Raw genomic sequence first — 22,869 nt, forward strand, 5'->3', positions numbered from 1 at the left:
CATGCCTTTTGCAACAGAAGCGGAACAAATCCGTAAATTTGAAAATGATGAGGTCGCACAACACTATTTTGAAGTGTTGCGAACCTTGATTTCAAAAAAATCCATCTTTGCCCAACAAGTTGGTCTCAAGGAAGTAGCCAACTATTTGGGTGAAATTTTTACAGCTGCAGGAGCCAAAGTCGAAGTTGATGATAGTTACACAGCCCCTTTTGTGATTGCCAAATTTTTCTCGCCAAATCCTGAAGCCAAAACCATCATTTTTTATAACCACTATGATACGGTACCAGCTGATGGGGACCAACCTTGGACGGGAGACCCTTTTACCTTATCGGTTCATTATGGAACCATGTACGGTCGAGGGGTTGATGATGACAAGGGGCATATCACGGCTCGTCTCACAGCTCTTCGAAAATACATTCGTGAAAGTGGCGATTTGCCAGTCAATATCACCTTTATCATCGAAGGGGCAGAGGAGTCTGCATCGACGGACTTGGATAAATACTTGGCCAAACACAAGAAACACTTGCGTGGGGCAGACCTCCTAGTCTGGGAGCAAGGTACCCGAAATAATCAGGGACAGTTGGAAATTTCCGGTGGTAGCAAAGGGATCGTCACCTTTGATATGGTGGTGAAGAGTGCAGAAGTGGATATCCATTCCAGCTATGGTGGCGTGGTGGACTCTGCTTCTTGGTATTTGTTAAATGCTATCGCCAGTCTTCGTGACAAAGAAGGCCGAATCTTGGTGGATGGGATTTATGATCAGATCCAAGAACCCAATGAACGCGAGCTAGCTTTGATCGAGCAATATGCCAACAAAGGACCAGAAGATGTAGCGGAAACCTATGGTCTAACCCTCCCAATCTTGAAGGAAGACCGAAAAGAATTCCTGCGCCGTTTCTATTTTGAACCAGCCCTAAATATTGAAGGTTTTGGCTCTGGTTACCAAGGACAAGGTGTTAAAACGATTCTTCCGGCAGAGGCGCGTGCCAAGATGGAGGTGCGCTTGGTTCCAGGTCTAGATCCCAAGGATGTCTTAGAAAAGATCAAGCAACAATTGAAGAAAAATGGCTATGATCAGGTCGAATTGGTCTATACTCTCGGTGAAATGAGTTACCGAAGTGATATGAGTGCCCCATCGATTTTAAATGTCATTCGGCTGGCCAAAGACTTCTATAGTGAAGGAGTCTCTGTTCTTCCAACAACAGCGGGGACAGGGCCCATGCATACGGTATTTGAGGCTTTGCAGGTACCGATGGCAGCCTTTGGAATTGGCAATGCCAATAGCCGTGATCATGGGGGCGACGAAAATGTGAAAATCGCCGATTATTACACCCATATTGAATTGATAAAGGAGTTAATAGCAAGTTATGAGTAAAGCAATGATTCAGCTGGACCACATTGATGTGACCTTCCAGCAAAAGAAACGTCAGATCCAAGCCGTCAAAGATGTGACCATTCATATTAATGAAGGCGATATCTATGGGATTGTAGGGTATTCTGGAGCCGGGAAATCGACCTTGGTTCGGGTGATCAATCTCTTGCAAGTACCTAGTGCCGGAACCATCACTGTGGATGGAGATGTGATTTATCAAGATCAGGTGACCCTAAAACCGGCTGCCCTTCGGGAGAAACGTCGGGATATCGGGATGATTTTCCAACACTTCAACTTGATGGCCCAAATGACTGTCGCAGAAAATGTGGCTTTTGCTCTTAAACATTCTAAATTAAACAAAGAACAAAAGAATGAGAAAGTGGCGAAATTGTTGGATTTGGTTGGTCTAGCTGACCGTGCAGAAAATTACCCAGCCCAATTGTCTGGTGGACAAAAGCAGCGGGTAGCGATTGCGCGTGCCCTTGCCAATGATCCAAAGATTTTGATCTCAGATGAGTCAACTTCAGCCTTGGATCCAAAGACGACCAAACAAATTCTAGCTTTGTTGCAAGAATTGAACAAAAAACTTGGCTTAACCATTGTCTTGATCACCCATGAGATGCAAATTGTTAAAGATATTGCTAACCGGGTAGCTGTCATGCAAAATGGCGAACTGATTGAAGAAGGGTCTGTTTTAGATATCTTCTCAAATCCGAAAAATGCCTTGACGCAAGACTTTATCACAGTTGCAACAGGAATCGATGAAGCCATGGTAAAAATCAACCAACAAGCGATTGTTAAGAACTTGCCTGATGATTCGATTTTGGCGCATCTCAAGTATGCAGGTTCTGTGACGGATACAGCCATCATCAATGATATTTACAAGCAGTACCAAGTATCTGCCAACATTTTATTTGGGAACATCGAGATCCTTGATAACACGCCTGTTGGAGAATTGGTGGTCATCTTATCAGGTGAAAATCAAAATCTGGAAACGGCCAAAGCTGAGTTAGAAAATGCAGGAGTTTCCGTGACTATTGTGAAAGATGGGAGAAAAGCATGATCCAGTTAATTCAAACATATTTACCAAATGTCTATAAATTAGGGTGGTCTGGCCAGTATGGATGGGGAACCGCTATTTACTTGACTCTTTACATGACCGTTATTTCCTTCATTATTGGTGGATTTTTAGGCTTGGTGACAGGACTTTTGTTAGTCTTGACCCGTCCAGGCGGTGTCATCGAAAATAGAATCGTTTTCCAAATTTTGGATAAGATTACTTCCTTGTTCCGCGCCATTCCTTTCATTATCTTGTTGGCCTTTATTAATCCCTTGACCTACTTGCTCTTAAAAAATACCATCGGTCCTACAGCAGCTCTTGTTCCGCTATCCTTGGCTGTCTTTCCATTCTTTGCCCGCCAAGTCCAAGTAGTCTTGTCAGAATTGGATGGAGGCGTGATTGAAGCAGCACAAGCCAGTGGGGCAACCTTCTGGGATATTGTTGGTGTCTACCTTCGTGAAGGGCTTCCTGATTTGATCCGTGTAACAACAGTGACCATCATTTCCTTGATCGGAGAAACCGCCATGGCGGGTGCCGTTGGTGCTGGAGGATTAGGAACCTTGGCCATCAACTACGGGAAAAACATGTTTAACAATGATGTCATCTTTGTGGCGACCTTATTGATCCTGATTCTGATCGTTCTGGTCCAATTTATAGGGGACTTCCTTTCGAAGAAAATTAGCCACCGTTAGGATCAGTATCCAATGAATAGAATAAACGTGAATCAAATAAAACAAGTTGGAGCCTTCGTCTTTCTCTATTTTCTTGCGATTGGACTGGGGGTCTTAGTTGGAAATCTGGTCGATCATCAAGGAAATATGTTTTATGCTCCTGCCTTTTCGGCCCTGTTTGGCGGGACGATCTACCGCTATTATCTAGAAAAAATAAAAGGAGTTGGATCTATCTTTATAGTTGGCTGCGTGATCGGATCCTTCTTCCTCTTTTCGCGTCATGGTGCAGGGGCCTTTATTCCAGCCTTGATCGCCGGAAGTTTTGCGGAGATGGTCGCCTCAAGTGGTCGTTTTCGCTCGAATTTACGAAATGCCTTGTCTTTTGTTATTTTTGCCTTTGCGACAACAGGGCCCATTCTTATGATGTGGTTCTATCCAGCCAGTTACCGCATGTCGTTACTGGATCGTGGTAAATCGATAGACTATGTCAATCGGGTGATGGTATCACTAGATCTAGCAACCATCACTTGGTTTGTCCTCACGCTCATACTGGGTGCTGGATTAGGATGGGGACTATCATATATCCTACAGCCATTACTAATAAAAAGAAGAGGAAACTAAGAAAACCTGGGGAACCAGGCTTTTTTTGTTTTATCAAAAATATTTTTTACAAAATGTAAGATATATATTGCAAAATAGAAAATATAGTGTATAATAGAGCTATAAAAATAAGAAAGGAAAAGCCTGTGGCGAAAAATCTCAAATTAAAAATGGCCCGGGTCGAGCATGATATGACCCAGGGGGATCTTGCAGATGCCATTGGAGTGACGCGCCAGACCATCGGTCTGATTGAGGCGGGAAAGTATAACCCAACCCTCAGTCTCTGCCTTGCCATCTGTAAGACCTTGGATAAGACGCTGGATCAACTGTTCTGGGAGTAACAGTTTTAATAATAGAAAGAGGAAGAATATGAAACAAAAGAAAGAACCAATTGTAAAAGATGAACGGACCATGCTACTTGATGGAAAAATCGCAGGAGAACTTGTCCTTGGTATGACCTGCTTTATTGCCCTATCTGCCTTTGTGAAATCCAGTATCCTGGACTTAGACCTAGTAGCTTATCTCCCTGAGATGTTCCTTCTGATTGCCATGGGAGCCTATGCCTTTGTGAGAAGGATCAGTTCAGGGATTGATATCCGAGATATGTTAGAAAAAGATAGCTGGTTGAGTCGCCTTGGGTCAGGTCTATTCTTTGCTGTGCTTGTGACAGCTATGGATGTGATTGGAAAGCGAGAAGCAATGAGCTTTATGCTCAGTCCCAAGTATCTGGTCAAAATTTTATTAGAAATTCTCGTCTTTGCCCTCCTGACAGATCTGCTTGAAAAACCACTTGCTATTATCAATCGGAAAAAACAAGAGAAGATTGAGGCAGAGTTAGAGGATGAAGAATAAGGAGGAAGAGATGAGATTACAATTGCTGAACAAACAAATCATAGATGAACGAGAAGAAGGCTTAGCTAATAAGGCTGGTGCTGAGACGGCTGGTTTTCTTTGCCTTGCCTTAACTGTTTTTAGTGTGGGATCCATTTTTACATCTAAGGTGGGGCTCAGTCCAATCATGGTGGTAGCCTTACTCATCGTCTCAGGATTGTATTACTCTGTTCGTTGTCAACGATTGGGTGTGAAATTTATCAGTTATAGCTATCTAAATGCGACAGGAATTGTAGCAGTAACCTTTATTCTCTCCTTGTTCATCTGGGCCCAAAATTTTCAATTAAACCAAGCTGTCTATCAGGCCAATCCCTTCCATTCAAAATTTTTACTAGTACTTCCAATTACCTTTTTACTGAATCTTCCAATTGTATGGGGAGTGAATACCCTTGTAATGCTTCTTGCAAAAGTTGAGAAAAAACGCTATGAAGCCTATCTGGATCAGATGGAAAAAGAAGAGTAACTTGGTTTCATCGTGTAAAAGTCTGGTATCCCAGGCTTTTATTTTTCAGTCAAATAAATTGCATTCGTTTTCTTGGGAGAGTATACTGGTATAGTTGAATGAAAAATTCTGATAATTTAATCTTAGAAAAGAGAATATTATGGCAAAACCTATTCGCGTATTACTCTACTACCTCTATACTCCCATTGAAAATGCAGAACAATTTGCAGCCGACCACTTGGCCTTCTGTAAATCAATCGGCCTCAAAGGACGTATCCTAGTCGCTGACGAAGGAATCAATGGAACTGTTTCTGGTGACTACGAAACAACACAAAAATACATGGACTACGTTCACAGCCTTCCAGGTATGGAAGACCTCTGGTTCAAAATTGACGAGGAAGAAGAGCAAGCTTTCAAGAAGATGTTTGTACGTTATAAGAAAGAGATTGTCCACCTTGGTTTAGAGGATGATAATTTCGATAATGACATCAATCCTCTTGAAACGACAGGTGCTTACTTGTCTCCAAAAGAGTTTAAAGAAGCTCTTCTCGACGAGGATACCGTTGTTCTTGATACTCGAAACGACTACGAGTACGACCTTGGACACTTCCGTGGCGCTATTCGTCCTGACATCCGCAATTTCCGTGAATTGCCACAATGGGTCCGTGATAACAAGGAAAAATTCATGGACAAGCGTGTTGTCGTCTACTGTACTGGTGGAGTCCGTTGTGAGAAATTCTCGGGTTGGATGGTGCGTGAAGGCTACAAAGATGTTGGTCAATTGCATGGTGGAATCGCCACTTATGGGAAAGACCCTGAAGTTCAAGGCGAACTGTGGGATGGGAAAATGTACGTCTTTGACGAGCGGATTGCAGTCGATGTCAACCATGTCGATCCAAGTGTAGTTGGAAAAGATTGGTTTGATGGAACACCATGCGAACGCTATGTCAACTGTGGAAATCCTTTCTGTAACCGTCGGATCTTGACTTCAGAAGAAAACGAAGATAAGTACCTTCGCGGATGTTCGCATGAGTGCCGGGTTCACCCTCGCAATCGTTATGTTGAAGAACACAACTTGTCACAAGCAGAAGTTCGTGAGCGTTTGGCCCTTATCGGTGAAACGCTTGATGGAGCACCAGCATAATAGAAACAAACAGTCTGAAAGCTCAGGCTGTTTTTATATGGAAATTGGTTGAAAATTGTGCTATACTTTAGGTAAGCGATTTCACAAAGGAGAAAACAAATGAGTATCGTGTTTTCAATCAAAAATAAAAAGAGCTTATTTGGCTATCAGAAAGTACTCGCAGCACAGGAAGTTCTTAAATTAGTGGAGGGGTTAACAACCTACAACTATGATCCTGCCACCCTTCATCGTCCCTTAAATGATTTTGAAGGCTTGAACTGTATCGTATTTGGTAAGAGCGGTCTTCCTCTGCAGTTACGCTATTTTGATGAGGAAGAGTCTTATCAGATTCAGGTGCCCTCTTTTGCGATAGAAGAAGATTGGCAGTTGGCCCTTCGATGGATCAGTCGCCTAGGAGAAGTATTAGGAACGGAGATTGTGGCTAGCGACGGCGTGAGCTATACTCCAGATTCTATTTTCCATTTTGATTATGAAGTCGTTATCCTAGAAACGCTGGGTAATTTGACGAAAGAAAAAGATCTAAAAGAGTTTGAAGTACAAGGCTTCGCTCATCCGGTCTATTTGGATCGGGATACAGTGCAGGAAGTCTTGAACCATGTCCATCCACTAGAAGCCTACTCTGCCTTTATCAAGAAGATTCAATATAGTGCAGCTTATTTCAGTCAAGTCCGTTTTTATCAACAGGAGGAGACAGGAGCATTTTTAGCTAGCTATAGCTTGACAGAAGATACGGATACGGTCTTGCCAAGCGTGCCACATGTTCCTGCAGAATATGTAGAAATTGTGGGCTTAGCGGGTATCATTGATTGGCAAGTTCTTTTGGTTGCGATCGATGGAGATCCGGATAAGCCAGAAAACTACCATCCAATTGGTTCTCTTGCTCTGAAGAAACTTATAGAAGCGCTAGAGCCAGATGAATATCAGCTGCTAGATGCTAGTCAAATTGAAATTAAAAAATTATCCAAAGAACGCTTGCTAGAATTAGCGCAATTGGAGAACAAGTAAAAAATATCATAGTGAACTGTCCCTCCGACGTTTGATCCGAAAAATCTAACGTCTGGGAGCAGTTCTTTTTTATGCCCTTCCTTTGATCAAAAACCAATGACTAGGCTAATTGTGGTATAATAGGGGCCTAGAAGTAGAATGAAAGAGGTGCACGAAATGCTGTTAGAAGAATTTGATGCCAATCGACAGGCGATTATCAATCCACAAGACTTACACGAACCAATTGAAGGATTTCCCAAAGTAGTCATCTCTTGCTTTTCAAGAGTAACTTTTGCGCGCCTCCTTGAAAATTATGAACATGAGGTCGTTGCAAGAACCTCCATGGCTAATTTTGAAGTCATGGTCTATGGGATCACTATTGGAGACCAACAAATTGGTGCCTTTAATGCACCAGTTGGGGCTGCTTCCTGTGTGGGAATTATAGAGGACCTGATTCAATTTGGGATGGAAAAACTGGTGCTCTTTGGGACCTGTGGGGTATTAGATCGAGATATCGAAGCAACCTCCATCATCATTCCAACAGCGGCTCTTCGCGACGAGGGGACCAGTTACCACTATCTTCCGGCTAGTGATGAAGTGGAAGTAAACAAGAAAACCCTTCCTCTCTTCCAAGCCTTTCTGGACAGCCACAAGGTTTCCTATCAGTCAGGAAAAGTGTGGACGACAGATGCACCTTACCGGGAAACCACCGACAAGATGAAGCGACGAAAGGAAGCGGGAGCCATCTGTGTGGATATGGAATGTTCGGCAGTGGCAGCCCTAGCAGCTTATAGGGGCTTTGAGCTCTGCCATTTCTTCTACGCAGCTGACCACCTCTCGGAAGAAAAATGGGATATCCGAACCTTATCTAGTCATGAGGATTTAGATAGCAAGGATCGAATCGCGGAGTTAGCCATCCAATTTGCGCTCTTTTGGGGAAAGGCAAACTAAATGAAAGAAGCAATGATTGAACTGAAGGATTTTTCCTTCCAATACAAGAAGTAATTTTGCAAGATAGGATTGTTTCATCTAGATTCTAAGTCGAGACAGAACCTGATGGATCTTTCTCAATCAGGGACGTTTTTACAATCCATGGAGGTAATGACATGTCAGAAACGATTTTAGTAACAGGAGCTTCAGCTGGCTTTGGTCAAGCGATTTGCCGTCGCTTAGTAGCAGATGGATACCGTGTGATCGGGTCAGCTAGACGCATCGATAAATTACAGGCCCTTCAAGAAGAGTTGGGAGAAGCCTTTTATCCCCTGCAAATGGATGTGACGGATCTTTCTCAGGTAGATCATGCACTTTCCAGTTTGCCAAAAGATTGGGAGAAAGTGGATGTTTTGGTCAATAATGCTGGCTTGGCCCTAGGCCTCGCCCCAGCTTATGAAGCAGAGGTCGCAGACTGGCTGACCATGATTCAGACCAATATTGTCGGCTTGACCTATCTGACAAGGAAAATCTTGCCCCAGATGGTGGAACGAAATGATGGCTATATTATCAATTTGGGCTCTACAGCAGGAACTGTGCCTTATCCAGGGGCAAATGTTTACGGGGCATCCAAGGCTTTTGTCAAGCAATTCTCCCTCAATCTTCGGGCGGATCTAGCTGGCAAAAAGATTCGTGTCAGCAATATTGAACCCGGTCTTTGTGAAGGGACAGAGTTCTCTTCTGTTCGCTTTAAAGGAGACGAAAAACGGGTAGAAGCCCTCTATCGTGATGCCCATGCCATTCAACCTGAAGACATTGCTAACACCGTAGCTTGGTTGATCCAACAGCCCAAGCATGTCAATGTCAATCGGATTGAAATCATGCCGGTTTCCCAAACCTTTGGCCCTCAACCCGTTTATCGTGATTAAAAAGAGAAGCAACCACTCCACAAGGGGTTGGTTGTTTTTTATGTTTCCTCTGGTATAATAGAAGGCAAAGTAAGGAGAAAAAGATGACAGCTGCGTTAATTATTGGTTCTACAGTTTGTGATGTGATGATCTACTTGGATCGTTTGCCAAGTCGTGAAGGAGATGCCCATATTGATCACCAGCAATGGTCTGTGGGAGGTTGTGCCTTTAATGTCGTTAATATCCTTCATTTTTTGTCGCAACCCTACCAGTTTGTCTCGCCAGTTGGTTCTGGGATGTATGGTGATTTTATTCGGAGAGAGTTGAAACAATTAGGAATTTCCTCTAGCATCTCATTAGAAGGGGCCAATGGTTGCTGTTACTGCTTTGTAGAGTCTGATGGTGAGCGGACCTTCTTATCGGACCACGGAGTGGAGTATAGCTTCCAAGCAGAGTGGCTAAAAGAGATCGAGACAGATCGGTTTGATTACATCTACTTGTGTGGCCTTGAAGTCGAGGAGCCAACCGGTCTTGCATTGGTCCAGTCTATTTCGCAACTAGAAGGCCAGGTGATTTTCGCACCTGGGCCACGCGGACACTTGATTCCAAAGGATCGACTGGAAGCAATTTATGATCTGCATCCGATTCTCCATGTTAATGAGGCTGAAGCACTGGCTTTTTCAGGGTGTAGAGAGATCCAGCCAGCCATCGAACACTTGTATCAGAGAACGGGACAATTAGTCATTGTCACCTTGGGTGAAAACGGAGCGGTTGCCTATGATGGCAACTGGTATGAGGCAGACGGTTTTCCAACAGAAGTCGTCGATACAGTAGGCGCTGGAGATAGCCATGTAGGAGCCTTTATATCCGCTCGTCTAGAAGGCTTAGACATCGCGCAAGCCTTAAGCTTTGCCAACAAAGTCTCTAGCCAGATTGTTGCAAGTAAGGGCGTTCATCTGACAAAAGAGCAGCAAGAAGCCCTGCGAACAGAATTGAAACAAAAATAAAAAAGAGAGTGGGACAGAAATCGGTAATTCGTTAGAATTCGATTTCGTCGTCCCACCTCCTCACAGTTGAGTAGGGCTGTAAAAGCTGATGAAATCAGCGTATTATAGCCCACTCAACCACTGCGTCTTGCTCGACAATCCAAAAATAATTGAGAGGCTAGGACTTTTGTCCCAGCCTCTTATTTGACTTTTATTCTCTTAGCCCTTTGTATCTTACTACAATGGCCGCTTATTAGGCATGCCTGCTTTTCTTGGGTATTTATTGGGTGTTTCTTTTTTCTTTTCGACTACAGTGATATAGCGTGGATCGCCATTTGGCAATTCATATTGTAAATTGTCTTCAACCTTGCTAAAGAGCAGATTGAGGGCATTTTTGGCTTCTTCCAACTCTTCTTGAGCATTGCTGGCCTTGAGAGCAAGAAGACGTCCTCCTACTTTCAGGTAAGGGATGGTCAGTTCAGAGAGGACCTGCATGCGGGCAACAGCGCGGGCAGTTACGATATCAAATTGGGCACGAAAAGCCTTTTCTTGCGCAAAGTCCTCCGCACGTCCATGGTAGAAATGAACTCCGCTCAAACCTAACTCTTCAGCCAGCAAGTGGAGAAAATTGATCCGCTTATTGAGGGAATCAATGATGGTCACATCCAGCTCAGGGAATAGGATCTTCATTGGTAGGCTGGGAAAGCCAGCACCAGCTCCGATATCCAAGAGACGGATGGGTTGGTTTTCGATCAAACCTTGTAAAATGGGTGCGATCGAATCATAAAAATGCTTGAGATAGACTTCGTCTTTTTCGGTGATGGCGGTGAGATTAATCTTTTCATTCCATTCCACGAGGAGCTCAAAATACCGTTCGTATTGCTCTTTTTGACGATCAGTTAATGGAAAGCCGAGGTCGGCTAAAAGGACATAAAATTCTTCTGGTTTCATGCTTTTATTTTACCACAAAATAAGGGAAATTTGATATACTGGTAGAAAGAAATGAAAGGAATTCAATAAAATGATTTGGATTATTCTTGGGATCATTGTGGTCCTTGTGTTGATTGTAGTAGGAGTTTACAACGGTTTGGTGAAAAGCCGCATGCAAACTCGTGAAGCATGGAGTCAAATTGATGTGCAATTGAAACGTCGGAATGACTTGATTCCAAACTTGATCGAAACCGTTAAAGGCTATGCCAAGTACGAAGGAGATACACTAGCAAAAGTGACTCAACTTCGCCAACAAGTAGCGCAAGCTTCTTCACCTGCAGAAGCAATGGCAGCCAGTGATGCTCTTTCACGCCAAGTAGCAGGCATCTTTGCGGTGGCTGAAAATTACCCAGACTTGAAAGCCAACACCAACTTCATGCAATTGCAAGAAGAATTGACCAACACAGAAAACAAAATTTCTTATGCTCGTCAATTGTACAATAGTGTCACAAGCAATTACAATGTCAAGTTGGAAACTTTCCCAACAAACGTGATTGCTGGAATGTTCGGCTTCAGACAAGCTGAATTTCTTCAAGTGCCTGAAGAAGAAAAAGCAGTACCAAAGGTGGACTTTAGCGGATTAGGAGACTAATATGCTCTTTGACCAAATTGCAAGCAATAAAAGGAGAACCTGGATTCTCCTTATTGCTTTTTTCATACTCTTAGCTCTTATCGGAGCAGCCGTTGGTTACCTCTGGTTAGGCTCCTCCCTTGGTGGCGTCATCCTAGCTTTGATTATTGGTGGAATCTATGCCTTTAGCATGGTTTTTCAATCCACCGAAGTTGTCATGCGGATGAATGGGGCGCGTGAGGTAACGGAAGAGCAAGCCCCTCAACTCTACCATATTGTACAAGATATGGCTATGGTAGCCCAGATCCCCATGCCTCGGGTCTATATTGTAGATGATCCTTCTATGAATGCATTTGCGACAGGGTCCAATCCTCAAAATGCTGCTGTTGCAGCAACGACAGGTCTTCTAGCTGTGATGAACCGTGAGGAATTGGAGGGAGTCATCGGACATGAAGTCAGCCACATTCGCAATTACGATATTCGCATCTCTACGATTGCAGTGGCCCTTGCCAGTGCCATCACCATGCTTTCTAGCATTGGTGGCCGGATGATGTGGTGGGGCGGTGGCCGTAGCCGGGACGATGATCGAGAAGGTAGCGGTGGTTTAGAAATTATTATTCTGATCCTTTCCTTGCTTGCCATCGTTTTAGCGCCATTAGCAGCGACCCTGGTCCAGTTAGCCATTTCTCGTCAACGGGAGTTCCTAGCAGACGCTTCAAGTGTCGAATTGACACGGAATCCTCAAGGGATGATCAATGCTTTGTTAAAACTAGACAATAGCGAACCCATGCAACGACATGTCGATGATGCGAGCAGTGCTCTTTTTATCAACGATCCAAAAAAAGAATCCGGATTGCAAAAACTCTTTTATACCCACCCACCCATTGCTGAACGGGTGGCTCGCCTAAGAAAAATGTAAAAAAAAAATCCACCAAACGGTGGACTTTTTATTTGGTTGTTAAGAGGAGGGTAGTGAAACCAAGCATGGCAAAGGTCCCCCAAGCTAGGGGAAGGCTCCAGATAGCTAGACTAGAAAAGAGAGCTGTCCCAAGTGGCATGGCAAAGCTGACCATCAGTCCCAAAAAGCTAGAGGTAGAAGCTAATTTTTCAGCGGGCAATTTACTCATTAAAAGACTGGAAACTTTTGGGTTGATTTTTGCTACAAGATAACCAAGGAAAGTGATGAGTAGAAGGGAAAGAATGTCCCAGTGTACCAGGAGATTTGTGAACCCAAGCATGGTCAGCCCACCTGCGATCCACAGGAGGGTATGGTGGAGCGATTGCTTGGAAAAATAATCGTGGGGTGTCAGGCTAGCCCAGACCATGCTTAAAATAGTCACTGCCTCTAAGATCAAGAGGGATTGGCTAAAGCTCAACTGAAAGAAGGGGGAGTGAAGCAGTTGCAGATTGTAGATACCAGAGATGGATCCCCCAAGGGCATTGATGAGAACCAATGAGAAGAGCAACTTGCCAAAGTGGTGGACCTCCTCATCTGCAAAAATACTTTTGGCGTTCTGGTACATCTCTTGGCATTCGTGTAGCAAAGAATTCTTACTTTTGGGCTCAATGACAGGATCATGTGTCAGCTGTTTTTTTCTGATCAGGAGACAGGTAGAAGACAGGAGAAAAGTCATGGCATTGATCGAAGCGACCAGAGCAAAATTTTGATGGCTGATAGCTAGCAGCCAAACTCCTAGAGCTTGTCCAGAAATCGAACAGACCATACTAAGCAGTTGGTTGAAGGAATAGGCTTCCATCAAATCCTCGTCGGGGATGTTCTTTTTCATGATGGGGAGTTGCAAGCCTCCGCGATAATCACTCAAACAATCTGAAACAATGTTTAAAAAGCAAACAATCGAAAAGGCTAGGTAACCCGGAATCTTGGTCATGAGAGCAATAAGGATGAAGAGGATGGCTTGAAGATAGCCAATGCGGATCAACCAGTTAGCTTTTTTCTTCGTGCGGTCAGCCTTCATCCCGACAAAAATGGTAAAGAGGCTAGGAATAAATACAATGAGATTAGCAATGCCAACAGCTAGGCTCGGCTGTGGCATGCTGGCAGCAAAGACCACAAAGACCAGGTTGTAGATGGCAGCACCAAGTGTATTCAAAAAGCGAGAAAGACTGAGTATGGCAAAAATTTTATTACGGACTAAGAGTTTCATAAGCTTTCCTCCTTCATGTGATCAGTTGCTAGGACTTGTTTGATAGATCGAACGATCTGTTTGAAGAGGTCTAGTTTCTCATCATCAGAGAGAAGAAGTTCCTGATCCTTCAGATAAACGCTGGTATGTGAGAGAAGAAAGCGGAGGAAGTGGTTTTTTAGTTTGGTCATCATGGGAAGAACCTTCTTTCTTTACTTGATAGTCCTATTGTAAACCTAAAAAGCAAGAAAAAATTAATGTTGCATATTTTCAACAAAAACTCACAGAGTAGATCTGTGAGTTTTTAGGATTTATTGATCAGTTCTTGCAGGCCCTGTTTGTAGTAGTTGGCACTGTCCTTACAATCCAGAATAGAGAGAACCTGGATGGCCTGTTCCATCTTTTCAAGACCGATTTCTTTTTCTCCCTTTCGATAGAGAAATTCTCCTTTGGCGTAGAGATAAACCGTCCGAAGGTAGGCTTCGTTCTCAGAGTAAAAGTGGTCGTTAATTAGGTGGTCAAAAAAACATGCATCTTCAAATTCATTTGAACTAATGGCCAGAAAAAAGCCATTAAGGAAAATAGAATTGATGGCAGGACGAGAGGAATCTAGGAGAAGCTTGAAATCCTCCCTTTGGACCAACTCCTCTGTGTATTGTCGATAGAGGCGACTAGAGAAAAGTGGAGAGGTCAGAGAAAACAGGTTTAATTCAAAATTTCCCCAGATTGTGACAGAGAAGAGATAATCATGGAGGAAATCGAGTTCCTCTTGGCTAGCGGTGAGCTCTACTTCAGGATAGAAGCCAAGCATTTGGACTTTGAGAATAATGCTGGCTAAGAAGTCTTCTTTTTTCTGATATTTCTGATAGGCTTGCTGGTAGCTTTGGTACAAGGCTTGGTCGTGTTCTAAGCTCATGTTTTCATAGTGCTCTTTCAACAATTTGGGAATAAAAGAGTGCTGATCGATTCCAGCTAGATGGGAAAACTCACTGAGGCTGGTTTTGATCTGTTGAAGGGCCTGAAAAAAACGTTGCGTGGTCAGGTCATTTTCCCCTCTTTCAAATCGAGATAGCATGGAGCGTGAAAATTCGCCACCCGTAGCCTCCTCTAAAGAGATGTGGCGACTTTCACGTATTTGCCGAAAAACTGCTCCGATATCTTTCATGAATTCTCCTCTATCTAACATTGCTCAATGCCCTAGCAAGTGACCCTCTTTTGTCCAAGAGATGGTGGGACCTTGTGTACAACACCAATTGGCCTAGTTACTGTATCTTTTTTCATGATTATAACAAATTTTTGAGGAGACTTCTTGGTTGAGGGGCAGCTTCATGATATACTAGTAGTATCTAGAAGATTTGAGGACAAAAGAATGAACCTATTTACACAAGAAATCCGTAAAAATCCTGAAGGACTAGCCTTTGATCAAGAGTTGGATTTGCTCAAAGAATTGCAAAAGCGTAATCCAGAAATTCTTGATTTAAAGAATGTGACAGCGACAGGACGAGTAGCCTATGATACAGGCCTCTATGTCTTGGATTACCAGTTGAGCTATACCATCGTTTTGGCCTCTAGCCGAAGCATGGAGCCTGTTGAGCTTCAAGAGAGCTATCCTGTAACAGAGGTGTTTGCGGAGGATGTACAGTCTGACGCAGATATCGAGGCCCTAGAGGAAGACTTGATCCTTCCAATCGAAGGTGGGAAGATTGACCTGAGTGAAAGCGTAGCGGATAATATCCTGCTCAATATTCCTCTCAAGGTTCTCACTCCAGAAGAAGAGGCTGGACAAGGTTTTATTGAAGGCAATGATTGGAAAATCCTATCCGAAGAAGAATACCAAGCCGCTCAAGCGATTAAGAAAGAAGAAAACAGTCCTTTCGCTGGTCTAAATGGCTTGTTTGACGAAGAATAAGCTAGAGATTACATTTGATAAATTTAGACATAAATACAGGTCTTTTCTTTGAGGAAAGGCCTTCTTTTGATATACTAGGATTAATAAATAACAGAGGGGAGACCTCTAAAAAGGAGAAAAAGTATGGATACTTTATTTATTCCAGGTTGGTTGATTACCGGCCTAATAGTCGCAGTTATTATTTTGATTTTGCTTGTTAAAGGTTATGTGAACGCTAAACCCAACGAAGTCGTGGTCATTACCGGTCTTCGGAAACAACGTCACTTGCGTGGGAAAGCTGGCTTTATGATTCCCTTTGTTGAACAACGCTCTTATCTTGATATTGAGCAATTCTCGACAGATGTTCGGACGTCAGAAGCAGTCCCAACATTGGACTTCATTAACGTCCGTGCCGATGCAGCTGTTAAATTAAAAATTGGTACAACCGATGAAATGATTGCCCGGGCTGCAGAAAACTTCTTGAACTGGAATACGACAGATATTTCCAACTCTGTCCAAGATGTCTTGGAAGGAAACCTGCGGGAAGTGATCGGTCAGATGGAACTCCGTAAGATGGTCAATGACCGTCAAGAGTTTGCCTCAAAAGTGCAAGACAACGTAGCGCCAGACTTGGCTAAAATGGGTCTAGAAGTCATCGCCTTTACGGTTCAATCCTTCTCTGATGAAGGGGGAGTCATCGATAACCTCGGGATTGAAAATGTTGAAACCATTAAGAAAGATGCCTTGATTGCCAAAGCCAAAGCAGAACGCGAACGCAAGGAAGTCGAAGCAGAACAAGATAAATTGGCCAACGACAAACGCGTCGCTGCCGATCTTGAAATCGCGCAAAAACAAAACGAATTAAAACTCAAACAAGCAGCCCTCAAGCAAGAAGCAGATATTGCCCAAGCAAAAGCAGATGCCGCTAAAGGGATTGAGGCAGAAGTGCAACGTCGTGAACAAGAGCGCGTGGCAGCAGAAGCCAATATCATGAAACAGGAAAAAGAAGCGGAAGTCAAAGAGCGCGAAGTTAAGGTTCGTGAGCAAGAATTGGATGCCAACATCCGCAAACAAGCTGAAGCTGAAAAATATGCGCGTCAACAAGCTGCAGAAGCAGAATTGATTGAACGCCAACGCAAGGCGGAAGCAGAACTCTTCGAAACACAAAAAGAAGCCGAAGCTCGAAAAGCTCAAGCCGAAGCTGAGAAATTTGCCCAATTGCAAGAGGCCGAAGCTATTGAGGCTAAAGGTCGTGCCGAGGCTGAAGCCATTCGCTTGAAACTGGAAGCCGAAGCCAAAGGTTTGGACCAAAAGGCCGAAGCGATGAAGAAAATGCAAGAAGCAGCCATTACTGAAATGGTCGTTGACAAGTTGCCTGAAATTGCGCGTGCTGTCGCAGAACCATTAACCAAGGTGGATAAGATCACCATGTACGGGGAAGGCAATGCTTCTAAGATGGTGGGAGATATTATGCAAAGTATCGACCAAGTCTCTCAAGGAGCTGGATTTGATATTCGTCAATTGCTAGCAGGAGCTCTTGGGGTCAATATGACGGTCAATAAACTCAAAGAAGGAGAACAACCGGTCATTGAAGCAGAGGAGTTGGCTTCTAAAGAAGATTAATGCCATTCATCAAGAAGTGTCTGAGAACTGTTTCTCGGGCACTTTTGTTTTTAAGATCAAATGACTTGCATGATCTTCTCCCTCTAGAGAAGGCGGGAAGCTATTTTCTGCTTTCTTTTGAGGAGGAAAAATGGTAGAATAAAGGCAAACTATAAAGAGGAGTGTCACATGACTAAAGCAAACTTTGGTGTTGTTGGTATGGCCGTAATGGGTCGTAACCTTGCCCTTAATATCGAATCTCGTGGCTACACAGTTGCCATTTATAACCGTAGTAAAGAAAAAACAGAAGATGTGATTGCTTGCCATCCTGATAAAAACTTTGTGCCAAGCTATGATATCGAAAGCTTCGTAAACTCAATCGAAAAACCACGTCGTATCATGCTTATGGTTCAAGCAGGACCTGGTACAGACGCAACTATCCAAGCCCTTCTTCCACACTTGGATAAAGGTGATATCTTGATCGACGGAGGAAACACTTTCTATAAAGATACTATCCGTCGTAACGAAGAGTTGGCGAACTCAGGGATCAACTTTATCGGTACAGGTGTATCTGGTGGTGAAAAAGGTGCCCTTGAAGGTCCTTCTATCATGCCTGGTGGACAAAAAGAAGCGTATGACTTGGTAGCGGACGTTCTTGAAGAAATCTCTGCAAAAGCGCCTGAAGATGGAAAACCATGTGTGACTTACATCGGTCCTGATGGAGCTGGTCACTACGTGAAAATGGTCCACAACGGGATCGAGTACGGGGATATGCAATTGATCGCAGAAAGCTATGACCTCATGCAACACTTGCTTGGACTTTCTGCAGAAGATATGGCTGAAATCTTTACTGAATGGAACAAGGGTGAATTGGACAGCTACTTGATCGAAATCACTGCTGATATCCTTGGACGCAAAGACGACGAAGGTCAAGATGGACCTATCGTAGACTACATCTTGGACGCTGCAGGAAACAAAGGAACTGGTAAATGGACTAGTCAATCAGCGCTTGACCTTGGTGTGCCATTGTCACTCATTACTGAGTCAGTATTTGCTCGTTACATCTCTACTTACAAAGAAGAACGTGTTCACGCAAGCAAGGTTCTTCCAAAACCAGCTGCATTCAAATTTGAAGGAGATAAGGCTGAATTGATTGAAAAAATCCGTCAAGCCCTTTACTTCTCAAAAATCATCTCATACGCACAAGGTTTTGCCCAATTGCGCGTCGCTTCTAAAGAAAACAATTGGAACTTGCCATTTGCGGACATCGCATCTATCTGGCGCGATGGATGTATCATCCGTTCTCGTTTCTTGCAAAAGATCACAGATGCATACAACCGCGATGCAGATCTTGCTAACCTTCTATTGGATGAGTACTTCTTGGATGTCACTGCTAAGTACCAACAATCAGTTCGTGATATCGTAGCTCTTGCTGTTCAAGCCGGTGTACCAGTACCAACCTTCTCAGCAGCCATCACTTACTTCGATAGCTACCGTTCAGCTGATCTTCCAGCAAACTTGATCCAAGCACAACGTGACTACTTTGGTGCTCACACTTACCAACGTAAAGACAAAGAAGGTACTTTCCACTATTCTTGGTACGACGAAAAATAATCTTGCTCTATGGTCAAACGAGTTCTACTAGTAGAAAATGAGAAGCAAATCGCTCGCTTTATTGATTTGGAACTTCAAAAAGAGGGGTATCAAGTTGATGTGGTCGAGGATGGAAAAGCGGGTCTGGCTTTGATTACTGCGACCAAATATGATCTGATCTTGTTTAATTACGATCTGTCAGATATGTCGGGTGAAGCATTCGCAGAGGAAATCAGTCAGATTCGCCCAGCTTCTGTTTTGATTGTGTTGGATAGCCGCGAAAAAATTGCTGAGCACCAAGAGAGTATTCAGCGCTTTGCTGTTTCCTATATGGTCAAACCCTTTATTATCAGCGATTTAGTCGATAAGATCACAGCGATTTTTAGAGGACGTGATTATATTGACCAACATTGTAGCCAGATGAAAATTCCAACCTCATACCGCAATCTGCGCATTGATGTGGAACACCATACCGTCTATCGTGGGGAAGACATGATTAGTTTGACCCGCAGAGAATATGACCTCCTAGCGACTCTGATGGGAAGCAAGGGAGTGGTGACACGAGATCAGTTGTTGGAAAGTGTCTGGAAGTACGAGAGTACGGGGGAGACCAATATTGTTGACGTTTATATCCGTTATCTCCGTGGGAAAATTGATCTACCCGGTCAAAAAAGCTATATAAAGACCGTTCGTGGGATTGGCTATGCCATGCAAGACGCATTAGAATAAAATATTCGAACCCTTAGAGGGTTCGAATATTTTTATGCCCCAAGGGAAACGTTTGCGTTTGGAAAGGCTGGGTTTTGAAAAGGATTTGGCTTAAAAAAGATAAAAAAAGATAAAATTTGGAGAAAAAATGAATGTAAGGCTTTACAAATTTTTAAAATATGGTATACTAGAAACAAATTAAGCGCAAACGTTTTCTCAAAACAAAAGCCTTAAACAATATAAGGAGGTTGAATGATGAATAAAGGATCATTCAAAAGTTTATTTAGCTTTGAATTCTGGCAGAAGTTTGGTAAGGCCTTGATGGTCGTTATCGCTGTCATGCCAGCTGCTGGGTTGATGATTTCAATCGGGAAATCAATCCCTATGATCAACCCGAATTTATCTCCACTTGTTATTACAGGTGGGATTCTCGAACAAATCGGTTGGGGGGTTATCGGTAACCTTCACATCCTCTTTGCCCTTGCTATCGGTGGTAGCTGGGCCAAAGAGCGTGCTGGGGGTGCCTTTGCTGCTGGTCTCTCTTTCATCTTGATTAACCGTATTACCGGTGCAGTTTTTGGAGTGACATCTGCAATGTTGGCTGATAAGGATGCTACCGTTCATACGATCTTAGGTGGATCAATTAAAGTTGCAGACTACTTCATTAGTGTCCTTGAAGCACCGGCACTTAATATGGGGGTGTTTGTAGGGATTATCTCAGGTTTTGTTGGAGCAACTGCTTTCAATAAATACTATAACTACCGTAAACTTCCAGAAGCCCTTTCTTTCTTTAACGGGAAGCGCTTTGTCCCATTCGTTGTTATCGTTCGTTCAGCTCTTACAGCCTTGGTTTTGGCAGCCTTGTGGCCAGTGGTTCAATCAGGAATTAATGGATTCGGTGTCTGGATCGCCAACTCACAATCAACAGCTCCAGTATTGGCACCATTCTTGTTTGGTACCTTGGAACGTCTTCTCTTGCCGTTTGGTCTTCACCACATGTTGACCATTCCAATCAACTATACTCAATTGGGTGGTAGCTACCAAGTTCTTACAGGTGCTGCCAAAGGAACAACTGTATTTGGACAAGATCCACTTTGGTTAGCTTGGGTAACAGACCTTGTTAACTTGAAGAAGGCAGATCCTAGCCAATACCAACACTTGCTTCATGCGTACACACCAGCTCGTTTCAAAGTTGGTCAAATGATTGGATCATTTGGTATCTTGATGGGGGTTGTAGTTGCTATCTATCGCAATGTGGACCCAGATAAGAAAGAAAAATACAAAGGGATGCTTTTTGCAACTGCCCTTGCTACATTCTTGACAGGTGTTACTGAACCAATTGAATACATGTTCATGTTCATTGCAACACCTTTATACCTAATCTATGCCTTTGTTCAAGGAGCTGCCTTTGCAATGGCTGACTTGGTTCACCTTCGTGTCCACTCATTCGGTTCAATCGAGTTTTTGACACGTACCCCAATGGCCATCAACGCTGGTTTGGCATTAGATATCTTTAACTTTGTATGGGTAACAGTCCTCTTTGCCTTTATCATGTACTTCATTGCTAACTTCATGATTAAGAAATTCAATTATGCAACTCCAGGACGTAACGGTAACTATGAACAAAATGATGATGCCCCTGCGGGAGATGGTGCAGCAGCAGGTGCTGCTACAAGCTCAGCAAGCTCACAAGTCATTAACATCATCAACCTTCTTGGTGGACGTGCCAATATCGTAGACGTTGACGCATGTATGACTCGTCTTCGTGTAACCGTTAAGGACGCTGAAAAAGTCGGAACAGAAGAACAATGGAAAGCTGAAGGTGCTATGGGTCTTGTCATGAAAGGACAAGGTGTCCAAGCGATCTACGGACCTAAAGCTGACGTGTTGAAATCTGATATCCAAGACGTTCTTGATTCAGGTGAAGTCATTCCTGAAACACTTCCTAGCCAAATGACGGCAGTTCAAAAAGCTGAAGCAACCTTTAAAGGGGTAACTGATGAAGTGCACTCTGTTGCAGATGGTGAAGTGATTAACATCGAAGATGTGAAAGATCCTGTATTCTCACAAAAAATGATGGGAGACGGATTTGCAGTTGAGCCTGAAAATGGCCACATCGTTTCACCAGTTGCTGGTAAAGTTACTAGTGTCTTCCCAACCAAACATGCCCTTGGTTTGGTAACTGATAATGGTTTGGAAGTCTTGGTTCACATCGGTCTAGATACTGTTAGTCTTGAAGGAAAACCATTTGAGGTTAAAGTTTCTGAAGGTCAAACAGTGGCTGCTGGAGACCTCTTGGTGGAAGCAGACCTTGATGCAATCCGTGCAGCTGGTCGTGAAACTTCAACAATTGTTGTCTTCACAAATGCAGATGCGATTAAATCCGTTAAGGTCGAGCATACTGGTAAATTGGCAGCAAATGCGCCAGTTGCAACAGTAGAATTATAAGAGACGTCGGCAAAGAAAATGAGGTTGGGGCAGTGCACCCGGCCTCTTGCCGTTTCTTGATTTGGAGAGAAGGAGAAATCAGGGGATGAAATTTTTAACATTAAATTCCCATAGTTGGATGGAAGAGAATGCTCAGCAAAAATTTGAAACCCTCAAGGAACAAATTTTGGAAGCGCAATATGATGTGATCTGTTTCCAAGAGGTCAATCAAGAAATGGGCTCAGAAGCAGTCGAAACAGATGAGTATTATCAAGCCTTGCCATCATCTGTAGCCATTCACAAAGATCACTTTGTTCGCGTATTGGTAGAAGAGTTAGCTGCTCAAGGACTCCACTATTATTGGACTTGGGCTTATAACCATATTGGCTATGATCACCTCAATGAGGGTGTGGCCGTTCTTTCGCGTCAACCCTTGAAGGCGGATGAGATTTTGGTATCCAATATGGATGATCCAACGGACTACCATACTCGTCGAGTAGCCGTTGCCCATACAAGTGTAGATGGCAAAGAGATTGCTGTTGCCAGCGTCCATCTTTCTTGGTGGGACAAAGGTTTCCAATTTGAGTGGCCACGCATTGAGAACTACTTCAGCCAAGTAGGCAAACCCTTTATTCTAGCTGGTGATTTCAATAATCCTGCCGGTCAAGAAGGGTATGAGACGATTCTATCCAGTTCCCTTAAGCTTCAAGATAGCTTTATCGAAGCTAAAGAAACAAAGGGGACTTATACTGTAGGTCCTGGAATCGATGGCTGGACGGATAATCAAGTTCCATTGCGAATCGATTACGTCTTTGCAAGTCCAGAATGGGACATCCAGCGTCTACATGTCATTTTTGATGATCAAAACAAACCCCATGTCAGTGATCACTATGGCTTAGAAGCCGAATTATCACTTTAATATAAATGGAGAGTCGAAAGGAAAACGATTTTATTCAAT

General features: G+C 43.4%; 24 protein-coding genes. 20 read left to right on the plus strand and 4 right to left on the minus strand.

Translation table 11 applies throughout. From position 1 onward, the window contains the following. Position 1: 1 nt before the first annotated feature. From HMPREF2917_RS00880 to HMPREF2917_RS00935, 12 genes are all read left to right on the plus strand, one after another. A complete protein-coding gene (locus HMPREF2917_RS00880) occupies positions 2-1,375 on the plus strand; it encodes a M20/M25/M40 family metallo-hydrolase (RefSeq protein WP_070588735.1) in 1,374 nt (457 codons plus the stop codon). Then, positions 1,368-2,435: a methionine ABC transporter ATP-binding protein gene (locus HMPREF2917_RS00885; RefSeq protein ID WP_049486347.1), complete on the plus strand. Its 1,068-nt coding sequence runs from the start codon at positions 1,368-1,370 to the stop codon at positions 2,433-2,435. The genes HMPREF2917_RS00880 and HMPREF2917_RS00885 overlap by 8 nt, the downstream gene beginning before the upstream one ends. Continuing rightward, complete coding sequence (locus HMPREF2917_RS00890; protein ID WP_003008487.1) at positions 2,432-3,124, plus strand: methionine ABC transporter permease; 693 nt, start codon at positions 2,432-2,434, stop codon at positions 3,122-3,124. The genes HMPREF2917_RS00885 and HMPREF2917_RS00890 overlap by 4 nt, the downstream gene beginning before the upstream one ends. Positions 3,125-3,136: 12 nt before the next feature. Then, complete coding sequence (locus HMPREF2917_RS00895) at positions 3,137-3,724, plus strand: MptD family putative ECF transporter S component (protein WP_070588736.1); 588 nt, start codon at positions 3,137-3,139, stop codon at positions 3,722-3,724. A gap of 125 nt (positions 3,725-3,849) precedes the next feature. Beyond that, the gene (locus HMPREF2917_RS00900; protein WP_003005328.1) at positions 3,850-4,044 is read left to right on the plus strand and encodes a helix-turn-helix transcriptional regulator; all 195 of its coding nucleotides are present in this window, start codon (positions 3,850-3,852) and stop codon (positions 4,042-4,044) included. Positions 4,045-4,072: 28 nt separating this feature from the next. After that, a complete protein-coding gene (locus tag HMPREF2917_RS00905; RefSeq protein WP_070588737.1) occupies positions 4,073-4,555 on the plus strand; it encodes a DUF6773 family protein in 483 nt (160 codons plus the stop codon). 10 nt (positions 4,556-4,565) lie between these two features. Beyond that, positions 4,566-5,057 carry a DUF6773 family protein gene (locus HMPREF2917_RS00910; protein ID WP_070589698.1) on the plus strand — a complete coding sequence of 164 codons (492 nt, stop codon included), beginning with the start codon at positions 4,566-4,568 and terminating at the stop codon, positions 5,055-5,057. A gap of 139 nt (positions 5,058-5,196) precedes the next feature. Further along, positions 5,197-6,180: an oxygen-dependent tRNA uridine(34) hydroxylase TrhO gene (locus HMPREF2917_RS00915; protein WP_045759784.1), complete on the plus strand. Its 984-nt coding sequence runs from the start codon at positions 5,197-5,199 to the stop codon at positions 6,178-6,180. Between the two features lie 99 nt (positions 6,181-6,279). Then, positions 6,280-7,185 (plus strand): DUF4299 family protein, encoded by a 906-nt coding sequence (locus HMPREF2917_RS00920; protein WP_070588738.1) that lies wholly within the window; start codon positions 6,280-6,282, stop codon positions 7,183-7,185. A 156-nt stretch (positions 7,186-7,341) separates the two neighbouring features. Beyond that, the gene (locus HMPREF2917_RS00925; protein ID WP_070588739.1) at positions 7,342-8,115 is read left to right on the plus strand and encodes a nucleoside phosphorylase; all 774 of its coding nucleotides are present in this window, start codon (positions 7,342-7,344) and stop codon (positions 8,113-8,115) included. Positions 8,116-8,270: 155 nt separating this feature from the next. Continuing rightward, on the plus strand, positions 8,271-9,023 hold the full coding sequence (locus tag HMPREF2917_RS00930; RefSeq protein ID WP_070588740.1) for an SDR family oxidoreductase: 753 nt from the start codon (positions 8,271-8,273) through the stop codon (positions 9,021-9,023). Between the two features lie 83 nt (positions 9,024-9,106). Further along, on the plus strand, positions 9,107-10,009 hold the full coding sequence (locus tag HMPREF2917_RS00935) for a carbohydrate kinase family protein (RefSeq protein WP_070588741.1): 903 nt from the start codon (positions 9,107-9,109) through the stop codon (positions 10,007-10,009). A 216-nt stretch (positions 10,010-10,225) separates the two neighbouring features. Here the strand turns inward: HMPREF2917_RS00935 and rsmG are convergent, their stop codons facing one another. Further along, entirely contained in the window at positions 10,226-10,939 is a 714-nt protein-coding gene (rsmG, locus tag HMPREF2917_RS00940; RefSeq protein ID WP_070588742.1) for a 16S rRNA (guanine(527)-N(7))-methyltransferase RsmG, read from the minus strand. 70 nt (positions 10,940-11,009) lie between these two features. Between rsmG and HMPREF2917_RS00945 the strand changes: the two genes are divergently transcribed. Then, positions 11,010-11,570, plus strand: coding sequence for a LemA family protein (locus HMPREF2917_RS00945; RefSeq protein WP_023918932.1), 561 nt, complete (start codon positions 11,010-11,012; stop codon positions 11,568-11,570). A gap of 1 nt (position 11,571) precedes the next feature. Beyond that, on the plus strand, positions 11,572-12,468 hold the full coding sequence (htpX, locus tag HMPREF2917_RS00950) for a zinc metalloprotease HtpX (RefSeq protein ID WP_023918930.1): 897 nt from the start codon (positions 11,572-11,574) through the stop codon (positions 12,466-12,468). A 28-nt stretch (positions 12,469-12,496) separates the two neighbouring features. On the opposite strand, the gene HMPREF2917_RS00955 is transcribed toward htpX, so the two are convergent. The 3 genes from HMPREF2917_RS00955 to HMPREF2917_RS00960 all read right to left on the minus strand — a co-directional run bounded on the left by HMPREF2917_RS00955 (position 12,497) and on the right by HMPREF2917_RS00960 (position 14,858). Continuing rightward, positions 12,497-13,714, minus strand: a complete 1,218-nt coding sequence (locus tag HMPREF2917_RS00955; protein ID WP_070588743.1) for an MFS transporter — start codon at positions 13,712-13,714, stop codon at positions 12,497-12,499. Next, positions 13,711-13,887 (minus strand): hypothetical protein, encoded by a 177-nt coding sequence (locus HMPREF2917_RS11465; protein WP_176745941.1) that lies wholly within the window; start codon positions 13,885-13,887, stop codon positions 13,711-13,713. Before HMPREF2917_RS11465 ends, HMPREF2917_RS00955 begins: the two co-directional genes overlap by 4 nt. Before the next feature lie 110 nt (positions 13,888-13,997). Then, positions 13,998-14,858: a helix-turn-helix domain-containing protein gene (locus tag HMPREF2917_RS00960; RefSeq protein WP_070588744.1), complete on the minus strand. Its 861-nt coding sequence runs from the start codon at positions 14,856-14,858 to the stop codon at positions 13,998-14,000. A 204-nt stretch (positions 14,859-15,062) separates the two neighbouring features. Between HMPREF2917_RS00960 and HMPREF2917_RS00965 the strand changes: the two genes are divergently transcribed. From HMPREF2917_RS00965 to HMPREF2917_RS00990, 6 genes are all read left to right on the plus strand, one after another. Beyond that, positions 15,063-15,602 (plus strand): YceD family protein, encoded by a 540-nt coding sequence (locus HMPREF2917_RS00965; protein WP_003005275.1) that lies wholly within the window; start codon positions 15,063-15,065, stop codon positions 15,600-15,602. Positions 15,603-15,725: 123 nt separating this feature from the next. Continuing rightward, the gene (locus tag HMPREF2917_RS00970) at positions 15,726-17,204 is read left to right on the plus strand and encodes a flotillin family protein (protein ID WP_003005145.1); all 1,479 of its coding nucleotides are present in this window, start codon (positions 15,726-15,728) and stop codon (positions 17,202-17,204) included. 168 nt (positions 17,205-17,372) lie between these two features. Next, the gene (gene gndA, locus HMPREF2917_RS00975) at positions 17,373-18,797 is read left to right on the plus strand and encodes an NADP-dependent phosphogluconate dehydrogenase (protein ID WP_003017375.1); all 1,425 of its coding nucleotides are present in this window, start codon (positions 17,373-17,375) and stop codon (positions 18,795-18,797) included. 9 nt (positions 18,798-18,806) lie between these two features. Then, the gene (locus HMPREF2917_RS00980; RefSeq protein WP_049483336.1) at positions 18,807-19,505 is read left to right on the plus strand and encodes a response regulator transcription factor; all 699 of its coding nucleotides are present in this window, start codon (positions 18,807-18,809) and stop codon (positions 19,503-19,505) included. 234 nt (positions 19,506-19,739) lie between these two features. After that, positions 19,740-21,932, plus strand: coding sequence for a PTS transporter subunit IIBC (locus HMPREF2917_RS00985; protein WP_037608409.1), 2,193 nt, complete (start codon positions 19,740-19,742; stop codon positions 21,930-21,932). Between the two features lie 85 nt (positions 21,933-22,017). After that, positions 22,018-22,830 (plus strand): endonuclease/exonuclease/phosphatase family protein, encoded by an 813-nt coding sequence (locus HMPREF2917_RS00990; RefSeq protein WP_049492433.1) that lies wholly within the window; start codon positions 22,018-22,020, stop codon positions 22,828-22,830. The last annotated feature ends 39 nt before the right edge of the window (positions 22,831-22,869 follow it).

Origin of the sequence: Streptococcus sp. HMSC061E03, assembly GCF_001813505.1 — a bacterium.
GTDB lineage: Bacteria > Bacillota > Bacilli > Lactobacillales > Streptococcaceae > Streptococcus.